Annotated in this window: 15 protein-coding genes; 11 read left to right on the top strand and 4 right to left on the bottom strand. The window is 42.5% G+C overall.

The window, feature by feature from the left end:
- Positions 1-70: 70 nt before the first annotated feature.
- A complete protein-coding gene (locus OCU36_RS05770; RefSeq protein WP_261839445.1) occupies positions 71-715 on the bottom strand; it encodes an outer membrane beta-barrel protein in 645 nt (214 codons plus the stop codon).
- Between the two features lie 149 nt (positions 716-864).
- Between OCU36_RS05770 and OCU36_RS05765 the strand changes: the two genes are divergently transcribed.
- Positions 865-2754, top strand: a complete 1890-nt coding sequence (locus OCU36_RS05765) for a putative nucleotidyltransferase substrate binding domain-containing protein (RefSeq protein WP_261839444.1) — start codon at positions 865-867, stop codon at positions 2752-2754.
- Between the two features lie 5 nt (positions 2755-2759).
- The gene (locus OCU36_RS05760; protein WP_261839443.1) at positions 2760-3476 is read left to right on the top strand and encodes a 3'-5' exonuclease; all 717 of its coding nucleotides are present in this window, start codon (positions 2760-2762) and stop codon (positions 3474-3476) included.
- Positions 3477-3593: 117 nt separating this feature from the next.
- On the opposite strand, the gene serC is transcribed toward OCU36_RS05760, so the two are convergent.
- Positions 3594-4688, bottom strand: coding sequence for a 3-phosphoserine/phosphohydroxythreonine transaminase (serC, locus tag OCU36_RS05755; protein ID WP_261839442.1), 1095 nt, complete (start codon positions 4686-4688; stop codon positions 3594-3596).
- A 162-nt stretch (positions 4689-4850) separates the two neighbouring features.
- Entirely contained in the window at positions 4851-6113 is a 1263-nt protein-coding gene (locus OCU36_RS05750) for a YdgA family protein (RefSeq protein WP_261839441.1), read from the bottom strand.
- Positions 6114-6296: 183 nt separating this feature from the next.
- Between OCU36_RS05750 and OCU36_RS05745 the strand changes: the two genes are divergently transcribed.
- From OCU36_RS05745 to OCU36_RS05735, 3 genes are all read left to right on the top strand, one after another.
- Positions 6297-8240 carry an ATP-binding protein gene (locus OCU36_RS05745; RefSeq protein WP_261839440.1) on the top strand — a complete coding sequence of 648 codons (1944 nt, stop codon included), beginning with the start codon at positions 6297-6299 and terminating at the stop codon, positions 8238-8240.
- Entirely contained in the window at positions 8233-8730 is a 498-nt protein-coding gene (locus OCU36_RS05740; protein WP_261839439.1) for a response regulator, read from the top strand. The genes OCU36_RS05745 and OCU36_RS05740 overlap by 8 nt, the downstream gene beginning before the upstream one ends.
- Before the next feature lie 232 nt (positions 8731-8962).
- On the top strand, positions 8963-9505 hold the full coding sequence (locus tag OCU36_RS05735; protein ID WP_261839438.1) for a hypothetical protein: 543 nt from the start codon (positions 8963-8965) through the stop codon (positions 9503-9505).
- 114 nt (positions 9506-9619) lie between these two features.
- Here the strand turns inward: OCU36_RS05735 and OCU36_RS05730 are convergent, their stop codons facing one another.
- Positions 9620-10201, bottom strand: a complete 582-nt coding sequence (locus OCU36_RS05730) for a TfoX/Sxy family DNA transformation protein (protein WP_261839437.1) — start codon at positions 10199-10201, stop codon at positions 9620-9622.
- Between the two features lie 353 nt (positions 10202-10554).
- Between OCU36_RS05730 and OCU36_RS05725 the strand changes: the two genes are divergently transcribed.
- The 6 genes from OCU36_RS05725 (at position 10555) to OCU36_RS05700 (ending at position 16792) form a co-directional block, all read left to right on the top strand.
- A complete protein-coding gene (locus OCU36_RS05725; RefSeq protein WP_261839436.1) occupies positions 10555-11475 on the top strand; it encodes an HDOD domain-containing protein in 921 nt (306 codons plus the stop codon).
- 55 nt (positions 11476-11530) lie between these two features.
- Positions 11531-12436: a lysine exporter LysO family protein gene (locus OCU36_RS05720; protein WP_261839435.1), complete on the top strand. Its 906-nt coding sequence runs from the start codon at positions 11531-11533 to the stop codon at positions 12434-12436.
- Between the two features lie 173 nt (positions 12437-12609).
- Positions 12610-13137, top strand: coding sequence for a hypothetical protein (locus tag OCU36_RS05715; protein WP_261839434.1), 528 nt, complete (start codon positions 12610-12612; stop codon positions 13135-13137).
- Between the two features lie 118 nt (positions 13138-13255).
- Positions 13256-14899 (top strand): pyridoxal-dependent aspartate 1-decarboxylase PanP, encoded by a 1644-nt coding sequence (gene panP, locus OCU36_RS05710; protein ID WP_261839433.1) that lies wholly within the window; start codon positions 13256-13258, stop codon positions 14897-14899.
- 359 nt (positions 14900-15258) lie between these two features.
- Positions 15259-16113, top strand: coding sequence for a MurR/RpiR family transcriptional regulator (locus OCU36_RS05705; protein ID WP_261839432.1), 855 nt, complete (start codon positions 15259-15261; stop codon positions 16111-16113).
- A 415-nt stretch (positions 16114-16528) separates the two neighbouring features.
- Positions 16529-16792: a GrxA family glutaredoxin gene (locus OCU36_RS05700; RefSeq protein WP_261839431.1), complete on the top strand. Its 264-nt coding sequence runs from the start codon at positions 16529-16531 to the stop codon at positions 16790-16792.
- The last annotated feature ends 87 nt before the right edge of the window (positions 16793-16879 follow it).

Here is a 16879-nt window from a genome sequence, read left to right as displayed (position 1 = left end):
GCAAAAGCCAGCGACTTCAACCTCGCTGGCTTTTTTGTCTCTCGACGTTCAGGTTTAAATACTTTGTCAGTCAGTATTCTAGGAAGAACTCAACACCTAGCTCATTGGTTCTTTCACTCACCCCTTTGCTGCTCTCACCATCTCGATGTTGGTATGATCCACCAATCGCAAACTTGTTGGTCACGAGATAGCGTAAACCTAAGTGATAGATCTCTTCATCAAACAGATCACTTCGGTTGAGTTGCACACTCCCGTTGGCAATCCAACGTTTCGCAAAGCCATAGTTGAGTTCGGCTTTCAGACCTTGAACAAATTGCGTGTCCGACTCTAAGGTTTCATTAGTACGATTAACCTCGACCTCGCCTTTAGTCATACCGAGCAGATAAGAAGCCACAATATCCAAGTCTTTCTTAATACCATAACGATAGCCAGCGCCCGCCATTAGTGTATCGATTCGAGTGGTACTCTCATCTGGGTGAATAAAACGTGCACTGTAGTCGCCTAACAACAACCAATCGTCGTTTATGGTATAACTCCCCCCCAATCCAAATGATGATGCATTGCTATTTCCACCCGCATCTTCATTTAAACTGCCCGAATGAGCGGTGGCATATATATGGTCATAATCAAGAACATCCATACGGTGCTCCTCAGCCCACAAACTTGGAGAAAACAGAAAAACCGCAGATACAAAACTCAGCTTCCACTTCGACATTTTATCCCCCTCAAACCATCACTCCCTTAATTGAAAGGTTAGTCTATCCATAAGACTTTAAAAAGGTTTTAGCTCACAGATTGATTTGTGACGGCAAATTATTATCAAATGTTGTACCATGAAATCATACAAACCAATGGATGATCATTATGGATGCTGAGTTATTAGAGATTCAAAACTTTCTGGCACAATACCCCCCTTTCACTGAACTCCCAGAGGAGATGTTGGCAAAAGTGACCAGTAGCGTGGAAATTTCTTATTACCGCCAAGATACCCCTATCATTCACTTTGGTGATCAAATTCATGATTTATACATCGTTAGAAGTGGCGAAGTAGAAGTCTACCGTCGTAAAGGCGAACTCTATAACCGCCTTGATGAAGGCCACTTGTTCGGTCAAATGGGTCTACTGACCAACAACAAGGTTCGCTTCCCAGTGAAAGCGACGGAAGACACCCTGCTCTATTGCATTCCTGAGCCTATTTTCCAAGAGCTCTACGACAACTACGACTCCTTTGCCGATTTCGTAGAAGTAGAAGATAACGCGCGACTACGCCAAGCCAATTCAGACAGCAACGACGCTAACGACCTAACAACATCCAAAGTCAAAACGCTGTTAACCAGCGAAGCGCCAATGATCGAAAAAACGTGCACCATTCAGCAAGCTGCCACCATGATGGCACAAGATAATGTTTCCTCTTTACTGATCATCGACTCAGATATCGTTGAAGATGATGAAGATGACTCAACGCCAGTGATTGGCATCATTACCGACCGAGATTTATGTACGCGCGTACTCGCCGAAGGTCTCGACCCATCGGATGAAGTATCCAGCGTGATGACACCAGAGGTTATCTCACTCGACCACAACGCCTACGTTTACGAAGCCATGATGACCATGCTCCGTTATAACGCCCACCACTTACCGGTACTTAAAGATAAGAAGCCCATCGGCATTATCGAAGCGACCGATATTGTTCGCTACGAGTCTCAAAACTCACTGTTATTGGTAAGCAGTATTTTCCAGCAACATAGTATCGACGATCTGAAGGTACTTTCCGAGCAAGTGAAAGACAGCTTTGTGCGCTTGGTTAACGAAGATGCTAATGCCCACATGGTAGGTACCGCGATGTCGGTAATTGGCCGCAGCTTTAAACAACGTATTATCGAGTTGGGCGAAGAGAAATTGGGCAAGGCTCCTATTCCTTATTGTTTCCTCGCTCTTGGCTCTATGGGGCGTGATGAGCAGTTGCTGGTTACTGACCAAGATAACGCGATTATTCTTGATGATACCTATGACGAAAATAAGCACGGTAAGTACTTTGAAGAGCTGTCGACCTTCATTTGTGACGGCTTAGATCAGTGTGGCTATGTGTACTGTACTGGTGACATCATGGCAACCAACCCAACGTGGCGTATGACTCGTCGCCAATGGGAAGAGTGCTTTGCCGATTGGATTGATGATCCAAACCCGAAAGCGCTGTTGAATGCTTCAATCTTCTTCGACTTAGATGGTGTTTATGGCCGTTTGAAATGGGCGGAACAATTAAACAGCTTTATTGTTCGACGCGCCCGTAAGAACAACCGCTTCTTAGCGTGTCTGGCGCGTAACGCGCTCAACCGCACACCGCCGCTCGGTTTCTTCAAAGATTTCGTAATGGAGAAAGATGGTCGCCATAATAACTCAATCAACCTTAAGCGTCGTGGTACTGCGCCACTGGCCGATTTGATTCGTGTTCACGCTCTCGCGGTAGGCTCTCGCTCTAAGAACTCATTTGAACGCTTAGATGACATTATCGATGCAGGTATTCTACCAAAAGGCCGAGCGCAAGATCTCAAAGATGCGATGGAGTTTATCTCTCTGGTTCGTATCCGTCACCAAGCAAACGACGTTGATGATAATGCCGAGCCTGATAACAACATTGAACCGGAAAACCTGTCAGATTTTGAACGTCGTAACCTAAAGGATGCATTCCAAATCTTAAGTAATGCGCAAAACTTCCTTAAGTTCCGTTATCAAGCTAGCAATAAGTTTAAGTAGGCGCTATGAATAAACTATTTCGCACTCCTGCGGTTGACTGGCCTTATAAATTTCAGCAAAAATTGGAGCGTTCGAAGGACGAACGATTAAAAAATTTCTATAGTGAACCACTTCCCGAACCAGAGACGCCTCTATCGGAAGTGCGCTTTTTAGCGGTCGATTTTGAAACCACCGGCTTAAATCCAGCCAAAGATGGCATCATTACTATCGGCTTGGTGCCTTTCACACTCAATCGTATTTATCTACGACAAGCTAGGCATTGGACACTGAGACCTAAGCAAAAGTTGAAGGAAGAATCGGTAGTCATCCACGGAATCACCCATAATGACATCATTGATGCGCCCGATCTCAGCGAAGTACTCGAAGAAATTTTAGATGCAATGGCCGGGCATATTCCCGTGGTTCACTACCGACGCATTGAGCGGGATTTTTTAAACAATGCATTAAAAGTAAGACTCGGTGAAGGTATTGAATTTCCGGTGTTAGATACGCTAGAAATTGAATCCCAAATTCAACATAAATTGGCTGGCGGCTTTTGGAATAAGCTCAAAGGTAAGAAACCAGCTTCAGTAAGGCTGGGCCAGAGTCGCCGTCGGTATCACTTACCCGACTACACGCCACACCATGCGCTGACAGATGCAATTGCAACCGCTGAACTGCTCCAAGCGCAGATTGCTCATCATTATAATGGTGACATGCCTTTAAAAGATTTCTGGCTTTAAGAATTAGCTAATTTCTCATGGGTGCTCAAACGCTTGAGTACAAATCTAAAAAAACACGCTTTGTTGTTATAAAAAATGCCGCATCTGCGGCATTTTTTATTCTTTCATTCTAATCAATTAAGCGTATTTCGCTTCAAAATCTTTCATAAAGCGGACTAGTGCTTGCACCCCTTCCAGAGACATAGCGTTGTAAAGTGACGCTCTCATTCCACCGACAGCTCTATGACCTTTTAACGATTTCAAACCCGCAGCGTCAGCCAATTCTAAGAACTTACCATCTAGTTCAGGCTTCGCGAGTTGGAACGGGACATTCATTCTTGAACGGTTCGCGGCGTGAACGTCGTTCTTATAGAAAGTAGAGCCATCAATCGCATTGTAAAGTAAGGCCGCTTTCTCTTTATTCACCAATTCAATGGCTTCAACACCGCCTTCAGATTTTAACCACTTGAACACAAGGCCTGATAAATACCAAGCATAAGTCGGCGGCGTATTGAACATAGAGTCTTTTTCAGCAAGCACTTTGTAATTCAAAACGCTAGGCAATACTTCATTTGCAAGATCGAGTAGATCGTCACGTACGATGGCTATACAGAGCCCCGCTGGGCCAATATTTTTTTGAGCTCCCGCGTAGATAACTCCATATTGAGACACATCAATCTTACGAGATAAGATGTTAGACGACATGTCAGCGACGATGGGCTTATCGGTCTGCGGTAGCTCACTGATCTCAATACCATCAATGGTTTCATTCGGACAAAAGTGAACGTACGCCGCTTCTGGATCGATTTTCCAATCTTTAACTGGGACAACCGCCGCCTTACCATCAACCAACGTTTTCGCGTTGAACACATCGATTTCGCAGTATTTTTTTGCCTCTGTTACTGCGCTTTCAGCCCAGTAACCCGCATCGATATAAGTCGCCTTCTTTGCATCACCAAGAAGGTTTAGAGGTACAGCTGCGAATTGAGCACGAGCGCCCCCCTGACAGAAAAGAACTTTATAGTTGTCTGGGATGTTCAGAAGATCACGTAGGTCTTGTTCAGACTCATCAGCAACTTGAATAAACTCTTTGCTGCGATGACTGATTTCCATAACGGAAGTCCCTAAACCATTCCAATTAATGAAGTCAAGTTGTGCTTGTTTCATCACCGGTTTAGGTAGTGCCGCTGGGCCAGCACTAAAATTGAATACGTTATCTAATGTAAGTTCCATGGGGATAATTGCTCCTGCTAAATAATAACCATGCAAGTAATACCATGTTTTAACCAACATAAAAACAACAAAAGAGGTCTTAAGACCTCTTTTGTTTCGTACCCTATAAAATGTTTAGCTTAACCGGTTAGATCCCTCTATCCATATTAAACCCAACTCTTTTTATTGAACCAATGAAGACATTAGAAGCGCCATTAATGGCATTTTTTGTCCACTTTCAAACACTAGATTTCCATCTTTTAAATCAGCATTGATTTCATAACCACTTTCCGTTTCCTTGATCATTTCCATCACGATCAATTCATCGATACCTTCATGTATGAAAGGATACTCTTCAACAAGCTCGTTTGAGAAGCTCGAATGAACATGACCGGTTAACGCAGGTAAGATCAGCGAAGGGTTGCTACTGATTTTTTCAGTTCCTTCGGGGACACTCACGATCCATTTAGATTCAAACTGTCCTTTACCTAGCTCTAATGAAATATTATTCATAGAAAGCTCAAAGCCTTTAGCAAACAAGGTATCGATAAAAGGAATCATCTCGGCAACGTCTTCTTGATTCAGAACCGGATTTGATTGGTAAATTTCAACGATTTTCTCAAATGATTGGCTATCCAATTTTGATATTTCAAAATCGACGTTTAAGTTGTTCACTTGACCTTCGTTGGTCTCAATATTGGCGATATCTAATTTCAGATTACTGCGCAAACGCTTGGTCGTTTCATCAAGGTGTGACTCAAAATCGTACTTAGAATTTTCAATGGTCACGAACGGTTGCATTGCTGAATCAGATATCAAGAAACGGTCAATGGTAAAGTTTTGTGTGCCTAACCAATACCCTTTCGCTTGCTGCCCTGAACCTACACCTTTTAGGTTAGACAGTGTCACCTCTTCACCGTTTTCAAAGTCAATTTGAACAGAAGGTACTGACAGTGTGTAATCAACCTGTCCTAATACTGTGGCATGTCCGGATAACAGAGACTTAGTGATAGAGACCGAAGTGTTGTTATGATCTGAGCCTTGGTAATTAAACTGGCTTAGCTCAAAGTTGAAATCGGTGTTGCCATTTAACTCAGTACTGGTCGTCAGCGTCACAGGAACACTGTCTTTATTTTCAAGTGTCGAAACCGCATTCAGGCTCACCAAACCATGACTCACCACGCTGTTGATAACAAACTCCGTCGGCATCCCGTCCTGCGCAAGTTGCTCTTTGAGGTTTTCATCTGTCACCGTTAGACGGGTTTTGACATTTGAAGATAAGTAACCGCGATCGTATTCCACGATCTCAGCTTGGATACTTGAATTATTGAGCTTGGCAATACCATCAGTAATGGCATTTTCCCCAATTTGCCCTACCGCTAACGGCCAACAAAGTACCAATGAAATTGCTCCGCCGATTGCACCAATTTTTCTTAACTGTTCCATGAGTTCTCTTTCTACACTGGTCTGTTATTTTTAGTCTAACCCATCAATGGCTAACAAGGAACATTGAGTTAAATCAGTCTATTGCTCAATACTTCAATTTACTCAGCAAATTACCGATTGGCTCTCATCCTTGTACGGTACTTCTTGATAAGCTAGAAAGGTGGCTACGACTAAGGTTAAGACGTGAATCAATACGCTGTTATTTGTTTGGATAATAATCCGGTTAGCATTGAAAGAATACGATCGGAGTTGGCTCCCTTGTCTTCTGTGTTCGACATTTATACTGCCGAAAACATCGAAGATGCACATCACGCATTAAAAGATATCCACGATGATCAACAAACGGTTGCTCTTGTGATCTCTCATCACCATTCTGAATTTAATGGTGTACAATTTCTGATTGAACTTGAACAGCTCCCCCATAGCAATATCGCAAGAACGATATTAGTCAGTGCTTCATCAGACATTGACTCCATTTTAACTGCGGTCAACGAAGGACGGCTTAATCATTGCCTTACCAAGCCAGTACAAGATCAAGTACTGTTCAAATCTGCGCAGAAAGAACTGACCTCTTTTGTGATCCAATACGACTCGGATAATTTGTTGGCTTATAGCGACACATTGGATCAACAGCGACTGCTCAGAGCGCACATCGAACAAAAAATTCACTCGTTCCAATCGGGCTTTATTCACGACTACCATCAACTTTCAGATCATGCTCTGGCAGAGCGTGTAGTCAGAGCATTACAAGACGTTTTCTCGAAAGATGATAAAACCAAAGCGATTCGAGATTACTCACCAGAACATTTGCTGACTGTTGAAGGTGAAGACAATCGCTTTTTATGGTTGCTCATTGAAGGTGAAGTCGCACTCTATAAAAAGGACGAATTAGGGCAACAGCGAGAGGTCGTTCGGCACTCCAAAGGCAACATTGTCGGGGGGATGTCATTCGTAACGGGTGAACCTTCTTTTTCAACAGCAATAACTCTAACTCAAGCGCAAGTCATTAAGCTCGATAAAGATAGCTTCGCTCAGGTCATGCATTCAAACAACACCCTGTTGCCGCTCTTTACCAATCTATTGCTTCGTCATTTCAATCGACGCTTACAAAGAAGCATCACGAATAAGATCAAGCTTCAGCAAACGCTTGAATCATTGGAATTCGCTCACCAACAATTAATCGAACAAGAGAAGATGGCGATGCTGGGTCAGCTCGTGGCAGGAGTTGCGCATGAGCTAAACAATCCCATTGCCGCGATATTAAGAAGTATTGAAACCTTGTCTACCCATCTTGATCAGATACTCAATAGCTCCTCTCTCAAAGAATCAAATAAAGGGATAGACGTGTTAACGCATTCTAAATTAGCGAAACCGTTATCCACATCTCAAGAGAGAGAACTCGTTAGACAGCTTACATCTACCATTGATGATCGTGTGCTAGCAAAAAAAACCGTGCGACTCAATCTGAACCAAGACGCTGAAGTATTAACGACCTTAAAAGATGCACCGATTGCGGGCAAGGAGCTGCTCAACGATTTAGAGCATTACCACTACGTAGGGAACTCGATACGCTCGATTCAAGTTTGCAGCAAACGTATTGCTGACATGGTGAAAAGCTTAAAAAGCTACGCCCGAGAGGATGAAGAAGTGCGCCACTATGCTGACATCCACGAAGGCCTTGAAGATACATTAGTCATTTTTGAAAATCGACTTAAGCACCACCAACTTGAAAAACACTACGATACCAATTTGCCACCATTATTGTGCCAGTCGCTCGCGCTTCAGCAGGTATGGACGAACCTTATCTCTAACGCACTTGATGCTCTATCGGAACGAGGTAAAGTGACAATCACCACCTCTCAACAAATCAATGATGACGGCCATTTTCTCGTCGTTCAAATATCGGACACTGGCCATGGTATCGCCCCAAAAGACATCAAAACGATTTTCAATCCAAACTTCACAACAAAGAAAGAAGGCAACTTTGGCTTAGGTATTGGGTTATCTATTTCTCAACAAATCGTGTCGGCCCATCAAGGATTTATTTTGGTGGAGTCTGAGGTAGGCAGCCATACTCACATGCAAGTGTGGCTTCCATTCAAACAAGAAGGAGTACCTCATGAATAAGTATCTAATTTTATGTGTCGATGATGAACCCGAAGTTCTCAATAGCGTCCTTCAAGACTTAGCGGTATTTGAAGATGACTTTATTGTTGAAGGTGCGGAATCGGTCGATGAAGCAGAGCAAGTAATCAAAGAGATGGGTCAAAATGGCATTAAGCTCGCTTTAATTTTATGTGATCACATCATGCCAGAAAAAACGGGCATTGATTTTTTAATCGAACTCAACCAGCGCGATTCTACCAAGCCAACACGCAAGCTGCTGCTTACAGGACAGGCAGGGCTAGAAGATACAGTAACCGCTATTAATAATGCTGCGTTGGATTTCTACATCTCTAAACCTTGGCAAGGCGATCAACTTAGAGAAACCCTTATTCAACAACTGACTGACTATGTCATCGCCAATGACAAGAAATTACTCAATTGGACTTCAATACTCGATACCGAGCGTATACTGACTTCAATGGCAGAAAAGCGAACAAGTTTTGGTGAGTAACCATCGGCTCTAACTTGGACGGTTTACGCTTAATCATGGTTGAAGAGCGCTAAACATGAGACATCAGTAGCAGATTGGCGCTTAATTCGGTGTTTTTTTAATCAAACAACTAGTGATTTATATTTTAATAGATTAATTTTCTGAGAGTTAGATTAAACTGTCCCAACATTTATGGTTTGCCTGATTTTCTCAAACCAAAAGGATTAACACTAAATAAAGGTTTACGGTCGTTATGCGCAAAATACTACTTACTACCGCTATGTTATTGGCTTCTAGTCAAGCGCTAGCAGTTGATGAACAACCACAAGTGATGAGCAACTTCAGCTACGATTACTTTGAAGCACGCATTGGGGCAAGCCCAGTCACATTTGGTGGTGCGTTCAGTAAGTCAATCCACCCGAATGCACACGCCGTAGCGCGCATTGATTCGGAATTTGAAAGCGATTACGACTCTGCTGTAGGTCTTGGTTTTCACGCCCCGATTAATAACTGGGCAGATCTAACCGGTGAAATGTTGGCGCGTATCGTTCGACCTGAACACTCAAGCTCAACGGATATCGGTATGGAAATCAACGTTGGTGTTCGTCAATGGCTTGGTCCGCAACTCGAAGTTGGCGGTAAAGCTGGTTACGTTTCTATCGAAGACAATGACGATTGGACAGGCTCTGTTTATGCACGTTTCCACTCTACCGAGTTGTTCTCTTTAGGTGCTGAAGCTCGTATCAATGATTTCTACGGTGAACAACTCATGTTTACTGCTCGTTTCAAGTACTGATACTTAATCAGCAGTCAGTCTTCAAATAAATAGAACGAAGACAGAAACAAAAAAACCGAGGCACGCCCTCGGTTTTTTCTTATCAGTAATCTTCAACATATAAGGATAACTTCTTTAATGACAGCTGTTTAATAATTGTTGCTTACGTGGCTCTTGTAACAATTTCCAGTGAATACCATCAATAGCACCAGCAAATTTCCAAAGCAGTTTTAGGTCAACATCGTTTCCGTACGCCTCACGAACCTTATTAAACACCTCTGGAGCACCTAATTGCATGAACATTGAAACATCATCTACACCCGCCTTTTTAACCATACGCTCCAAAGTAAGTTGCATGTTCGGAAGGTCTCTTAATCTGCGGCTTGCGGATGACTTTTTGAAGCAACGCTGTTGAATTGAATTATCAATTGAAGTTCTAATGATGCTATCCAATTCAGGGTGTTGGCATGTAAAAAGGTTTGTAATATCGTAGTAGTTTACGGTCGCTGTTGTTTGTTTTTTTACATGGCGATACTTTTCACAATCAAAATCTGTCAGCTTTTTATCTAATGACTTGCCACCTCTAATGAATAAACAACCTTCACTCAACAGAGCGAACATCGCGTCATTTTGAAAGAGGCCAATACCTCCAAACATAGAACGTTTTTGATGCTCACCAAATTGATTTATGTAATTAATAAATGCTGTCTCGGTCATATCCGTTGATCCTTAATCAAATTACCCCGATAAGGTTGATCACCAGATAAGCAGCTTTTTATGCGAAAAATTTTAGTCTGTTTTTTATTTAGGTGAATATTATATTTTCGTTTTTCACCTTTTGATAAATGATACTTTGAAAAGAAAAATAAGTCAGGACTTAGTTCACATCAATCAATTGTGTATCTCACAAATTCATGATTAACATCACAGTAAGCTATCAAATAATGCGAAAACACTCAGGATGAGTGATGTGTCCCTTTGAATTATTCCCGTTTATATCATGCTGTGAGTATTGCCTCGTCGCATCACGACTTGTAAAATGCTTACACATACATGTTTTTACTTTTTATATGAATCATTTATCGTTTTTCTGGCTACCACAAAATAAGGCTCTCCTCCTGAAGGGTCTAGAATCAGAGTTTGCTCAACTTGTTGGGCATTCTATCTCAGCAGGAAAAATTACACTTCCTCCCATTCCTGAGGTTGTTCTAAAAATTCAAAAGCTGTGTCCCTTAGATTCAACAGGGATTGCCGAAATTGCAGATTGCTTACTGGAGGACCCAGGCCTTACCGCTATCGTGATTCGTATTGCGAACTCTGTTGTCTTTAATCGATGCAACATTACCTGTGTAGATGTTATGACGGCAGTATCACGTCTTGGTATATCAAGAGTGCGCGACATCGTAACGGCTCAAGCAATTGAGCAACTCAAGTATTCTATCGACCTTAACAAAGAGTGTAATCAGTTATTAGCTCAAAGTGCATCGGTATCAAGAAGGCTTGGCGCTACTATGGTGCTGGTGACTAACAGCTTCAAAGAGCTCTCCCCTATTGAGTATCGCTACCTTGAGCACGAAAAGTCTTTGCTCGTGGGATTATTGGCTGACATTGGTCTGTTCTGTTTGGTTAATGAATACCACCTCTATACCAAAAACGGCAATTATTTGGACCACGATATCGCCTTACAAATCTTCCAGGGCCAATGTTCTGCAACCAGTAAATTGGTACTCAATCGTTGGGGTTTCGATAGCGACTTCATCGATGTGTGCAGCAATACCATCAATAGAAAAGAGCAACGCGAAGTGTCTTATTTAGACATTGCACGAATAGCAAACCACCTACTCCTATTTAGAAATAACGACGAGAATATCGATGATCACGAAGTTGAACTCAATGTGACGGGTGCCGAAGTCCTTTATCAATTAAGTAACTTGAGTGAACATGACTTTAACTCAAAACTTAACGACGTGATCAGCGCGAGCGGCTTCTAAGTCACCGTTAAATTGCTCAGTAAGTAAAACATGAAGTAAATGCAATGGAGAAAGCATGTTTACAGGGATGATCTTTATATTTTCGCCACTTGTCGTGGGGTATCTTTTTTCTGTGTCAAACAGTCAGACACTGGAATTGATTAACCGTTCGACGTCGCGATTGATCTACGTAATTCTATCACTGATGGGGTTAAGTTTAGCAGCACTGGATAACCTAAGCAGTAATTTGCAGACAATCCTTTTCTATACCGTCACCTTCTTTGTCTGTTTAAGCGCTTGTAACCTAATCGCGCTTCCTACGATCGATAAACTACTGCCACTCAAAACGGACCGTAGCCAAAAGAAGCTGCCACTCTCTTCGATGGCAATGGAGTCAGCCAAACTGATCTTTGTGGTGGGGTCTGGTCTTATTGCTGGTCTAATACTGCCTATCAGCCTTGATTGGGTTGATACCGCAAGCGGGTGGATTCTGTTTATTCTGCTGTTCTTTATCGGCATTCAACTGCGTAATAGCGGCCTGACACTTCGTCAGATCTTACTCAACAAACACGGCATGGTTATCGCAGTCACCATTATCATCACTTCTATGTTAGGTGGTGTGCTCGCCGCTTATATACTTGATATTTCGATGTTCAAAGCCTTGGCGATGTCTTCAGGGTTTGGCTGGTATTCACTGTCTGGAATCTTAATGGGGGACGCTTTCGGACCGGTTTATGGCGGTGCATCATTCATGCTAGAGTTACTTAGAGAGTTGGTGGCCTTAGTGCTGATTCCAATCCTTATTCGTCGCTACCCATGCACCTCGATTGGTTATGCTGGCGCGACAGCCATGGACTTCACCTTACCCGTCATCCAAACTACGGGCGGCGTTCGATGCGTCCCTATCGCCATTGTCAGTGGCTTTATATTAAGTTTGCTGGTTCCTATCTTGATGCTGTTCTTTATATCTCTTGCTAACTAGATCGCAGGAATGTTGATTGTTTTAGATTAGAATGAATCGCGAACACCACACCTACGATACAAAGACAGTTACCTAAGCACAAAAACAGTCAGTGTCATTGCTCAACAAATAATGCTCACGGTACTCTGTAACGACAACATTCTAAAAAGAATAAACTTACAAAAGGAACCACTATGAAACGCCTTTGCGTCGCATTGCTGCTAGCTTCAACCTCTACTTTCTCTTTTGCTGCAGATTCAATGTCAGAAATCAATCAATGCCAAGCGAAAAAATACGATGCATACATCGACGCTTCTTTAGATTGGTATGCCGATCTTGCAACTTTAACCTCTCAGCAATACCCGCAGTTAACAGAGGTCAGTGAGTGGTTTCTAGAAGGTCGCAAGCATCACTTTGAACTCAACCGTGCAGCGGTACATTACTACCTCGTCAACGATCCGAGTAAAGTGGCCACTGAGCAGCCGATAGAAGGTTGGTTACAACTAGAACAACACGATATTAAAGTGCTCTCAATACGAGATGACGAGCTTGGCAAAATAGCAAAAACAACGTTTGACGACCGTCAATCAACACCTCATGAACAAAACTATGAGCTACGTTCAGCCTTTGCAGAACTACTCAGTCATCCGAAGCAAATCGACACAGCGTTGCAACGCTACAACCAGTCGATGACGAAACTTGAAGCGATCAAATGCCAATAGCCCCTCATTTGTTAGGTCATTTGAGACGTCGGATTTCGTAATTAAGACGGGACATTGTTCCCGTTTTCGTTTAGATTGTCTCGCTCGCGTCAATATAAAAAAAAATAACTCGCTTGCTATGGTTACGGAACAAAAAACAGCAGATGTTAGCTTCGACAGTCTTTTACGTATCTTCACGGTACCTGAAGGCCCAGATTCAACACTCACTCAAATTGAAGACAAACTTTCACGAAACCTAAATCAATTCTTACGTGAACACATTGTGGCTGAAGAAAAGCCGCTTCGTGACATTGAGAAAGATTTTTCAAATGCTCATATCCCCGAGCAGCCTGAGTTTGTTTCTAAACATACTGAGCATCTTCTCGATTCTCTCGTATCTCATTCGGTACATACATCATCGCCAAGCTTTATTGGTCATATGACGTCTGCCCTTCCATATTTCTTGATGCCGCTCTCTAAAATTATGATTGCGTTGAATCAAAATCTAGTAAAAATCGAGACATCGAAAGCCTTCACCCCACTAGAACGTCAAGTCCTAGGTATGCTTCACCGCTTGATTTATCAAGATAACGACGCGTTTTATTCGCGTTGGATGCACAGCGCAAATCACTCTTTAGGTGCATTTTGTTCTGGCGGTACCATTGCAAATATCACCGCACTTTGGGTCGCACGTAACAACGCACTCAAAGCAAAAGGGTCGTTTAAAGGCGTCGAGAAAGAAGGGTTATTTAAAGCCATGAAGCACTATGACTATGAAGGCCTTGCCATCTTAGTCTCTGAACGTGGCCACTACTCTCTAAAAAAAGCCGCGGATGTACTTGGAATAGGTCAAGACGGCCTGGTATCGGTTAAAACAGATAATAACAACCGCATTTGCACCGACGATCTGCGACTTAAGATAGACCAACTTAAACAGAACAAGATCAAACCTTTCGCAGTTATTGGCGTGGCTGGTACAACAGAAACGGGTAATATCGATCCACTAAAGGATATTGCTAAAATATGTGCCGAGTCAGATTGTCACTTCCATGTGGATGCCGCTTGGGGCGGCGCAACGCTGATGTCGAACAACCACCGTCACCTACTCGATGGTATTGAGCTCGCCGACTCTGTCACGATTGATGCGCATAAACAGCTTTATATCCCTATGGGTGCGGGCATGGTTTTGTTTAAAAATCCAGATGCGATGACAGCCATCGAACATCACGCTCAATATATTTTGCGTAAGGGTTCTAAAGATTTGGGTAGTCACACTTTAGAAGGCTCTCGTTCCGGCATGGCCATGCTTGTTTATGCCTCTATGCATATTATCAGCCGTCCAGGCTATGAACTGCTGATTGACCAAAGCATCAACAAAGCGCGCTATTTTGCTGATCTGATTAAACGACAACGTGATTTTGAGCTGGTCTCAGAACCTGAGCTTTGTCTGTTAACTTACCGCTACGTTCCCGAGCCAGTTAAAGCCGCTCTTGTGAAAGCCAACATGAAAGATCGTGTAGAGCTTAATGAACTGTTGAACGAGCTCACCAAATTCATTCAGAAAAAGCAACGCGAAACGGGGCGCTCTTTTGTTTCACGAACTCGTTTGAATCCTGAAGTTTGGACACAACAACCAATCATCGTTTTCCGTGTGGTGTTAGCAAACCCATTAACGGGCAATGACATTCTTTCTTCTGTACTTGAAGAGCAGCGTGAAATCTCAACTCTTGCACCGAATCTGATGAGTAAAATCACGCAACTGGTCGAGAAAATCAATGCCTAACCATTCAACTTTAGTTGCATCAAATTGAAAATTTCTTTCTTTTTGATGTAACTAAGCTGTCAGTTCACACTCAATTTGCCTTCTTTTTGAACAAAACCTCTTCCAGTTCTGTAGTTTTCCAAAATTTTGTTGAAGTTTGTCATGTTCTTAAGCATTCATGCCCTGTTTTTGTATTAGTAAAGAGTATGTTAGGTTTATACTAACTCTATGGTGCTAGTTAGCTTGATATCTATTTGAAGCAACGGTATTTACATGGCAAAGAATACCTTGAGTCATGTTTTACTGATATTTGTTTCAGCCATACCCCCTGGTCAAAAGATATTAACTAGCAAGTTGTTCTCTATACCCTTGTGAACACTATGAATACATTAGAAAAAATACAAAAAAATCTGGAAAATTTCAGCAAGTCTGAGCGTAAGGTAGCCGAAGTCATCATGGCTTCGCCTCAAACTGCCATTCATTCTAGTATTGCGACTCTAGCCAAAATGGCTGACGTAAGTGAACCTACCGTTAACCGCTTCTGTCGTCGTTTAGACACGAAGGGCTTCCCAGACTTCAAACTTCATTTGGCTCAAAGTTTGGCCAACGGTACTCCTTACGTTAACCGTAATGTTGAAGAAGATGATGGCCCTGATGCTTATACCCATAAGATTTTCGAATCAACGATGGCTTGTCTGGACGTTGCGAAAAACAGTCTAGACGCTATGCAAGTAAATCGAGCTGTTGATTTACTGACTCAAGCTAAACGCATTTCGTTCTTTGGTTTAGGCGCATCTTCTGCAGTAGCAAAAGACGCTCAAAACAAATTCATTCGTTTTAACATCCCAATCTCGTGTTTTGAAGATATTGTGATGCAACGAATGAGCTGTATTAACTGCAGTGACAACGATGTTATCGTTCTAATCTCTCATACTGGCCGAACCAAAAGCCAAGTTGAGATTGCGAACTTAGCTCGTGAAAATGGTGCTACTGTTATCGCTATCACCGCAAAGGATTCACCACTAGATAAAGCAAGCTCTCTCTCAATATCTCTAGATGTACCAGAAGACACTGACGTGTATATGCCTATGGCAAGTCGCGTGGTTCAAATGACCGTTATTGATGTGTTAGCGACTGGCTTTACTCTGCGTCGTGGTTCTGGTTTCAGAGAAAATCTAAAGCGTGTGAAAGAGTCACTTCGTGATTCACGTTACGAGAAATATTCTCAGTTCTAATCTTGGTAAGATGTCAACGAGACACGAGTTGAATAACAAACGGAGCCCTACGCTCCGTTTTTTTGTATTTAGAAAATGAGAGGTCAACGAATACGCTTTCAAGAACGTGATTATCAGCGATAGAGAGTGAATAATCGGAAGCTTAATTTTACAGTAGGATCTTGAATCCCACCACTTCAGCACTATTGTCTATATGGTGTCTCAAATTAAAGAAGCACGAGAAAACAACCGGCACCTCTGTGTGACTATAATTTGCTCTGATAGACCAAACCTATTGTATTAAGAGGCAATTCCATCTTTATTTCCCCATGGCATTGAGGCATAGTTGGTTTTAAGAAATGTTGAGTGGCATTCACTAAAGAATAGTTAACCTAATCGAGTTAACGAGCCTCATCCCGTATTTAGGAGAAATGAAATGTTTGTAGTTATTTTTGGTCGCCCTGGTTGCCCATTCTGTGTTCGTGCAAAAGAGCATGCTGAAACTCTTAAAGCGAAACGCGATGACTTCAACTACCGTTACGTTGATATTCACGCTGAAGGCATCAGCAAAGCTGACCTAGAGAAAACGGTAGGTAAGCCTGTAGACACAGTACCACAAATCTTCATCGATCAAGATCACATCGGTGGTTGCACAGAGTTTGAAGCATACGCAAAAGAGAACCTAGGGCTGTTCGACTAAACTAGGATTTCTCAAATTAGAATCGAGGCTTAGGCCTTAAATCGCTAACCCATTTAGGTGTTAGAGTGTACGATTGATAGAAAGCTC

It is taken from the genome of Vibrio artabrorum (genome assembly GCF_024347295.1).
GTDB lineage: Bacteria > Pseudomonadota > Gammaproteobacteria > Enterobacterales > Vibrionaceae > Vibrio > Vibrio artabrorum.
This window is presented reverse-complemented; position numbering and strand designations above follow the sequence as displayed.

Excerpts from the sequence above, each read along its gene's own strand:
- OCU36_RS05770 (WP_261839445.1), bottom strand. The coding sequence starts at position 715 with ATGTCGAAGTGGAAGCTGAGTTTTGTATCTGCGGTTTTTCTGTTTTCT.
- OCU36_RS05765 (WP_261839444.1), top strand. The coding sequence starts at position 865 with ATGGATGCTGAGTTATTAGAGATTCAAAACTTTCTGGCACAATACCCC.
- OCU36_RS05760 (WP_261839443.1), top strand. The coding sequence starts at position 2,760 with ATGAATAAACTATTTCGCACTCCTGCGGTTGACTGGCCTTATAAATTT.
- serC (WP_261839442.1), bottom strand. The coding sequence starts at position 4,688 with ATGGAACTTACATTAGATAACGTATTCAATTTTAGTGCTGGCCCAGCG.
- OCU36_RS05750 (WP_261839441.1), bottom strand. The coding sequence starts at position 6,113 with ATGGAACAGTTAAGAAAAATTGGTGCAATCGGCGGAGCAATTTCATTG.
- OCU36_RS05740 (WP_261839439.1), top strand. The coding sequence starts at position 8,233 with ATGAATAAGTATCTAATTTTATGTGTCGATGATGAACCCGAAGTTCTC.
- OCU36_RS05735 (WP_261839438.1), top strand. The coding sequence starts at position 8,963 with ATGCGCAAAATACTACTTACTACCGCTATGTTATTGGCTTCTAGTCAA.
- OCU36_RS05730 (WP_261839437.1), bottom strand. The coding sequence starts at position 10,201 with ATGACCGAGACAGCATTTATTAATTACATAAATCAATTTGGTGAGCAT.
- OCU36_RS05725 (WP_261839436.1), top strand. The coding sequence starts at position 10,555 with ATGAATCATTTATCGTTTTTCTGGCTACCACAAAATAAGGCTCTCCTC.
- OCU36_RS05720 (WP_261839435.1), top strand. The coding sequence starts at position 11,531 with ATGTTTACAGGGATGATCTTTATATTTTCGCCACTTGTCGTGGGGTAT.
- OCU36_RS05715 (WP_261839434.1), top strand. The coding sequence starts at position 12,610 with ATGAAACGCCTTTGCGTCGCATTGCTGCTAGCTTCAACCTCTACTTTC.
- panP (WP_261839433.1), top strand. The coding sequence starts at position 13,256 with ATGGTTACGGAACAAAAAACAGCAGATGTTAGCTTCGACAGTCTTTTA.
- OCU36_RS05705 (WP_261839432.1), top strand. The coding sequence starts at position 15,259 with ATGAATACATTAGAAAAAATACAAAAAAATCTGGAAAATTTCAGCAAG.
- OCU36_RS05700 (WP_261839431.1), top strand. The coding sequence starts at position 16,529 with ATGTTTGTAGTTATTTTTGGTCGCCCTGGTTGCCCATTCTGTGTTCGT.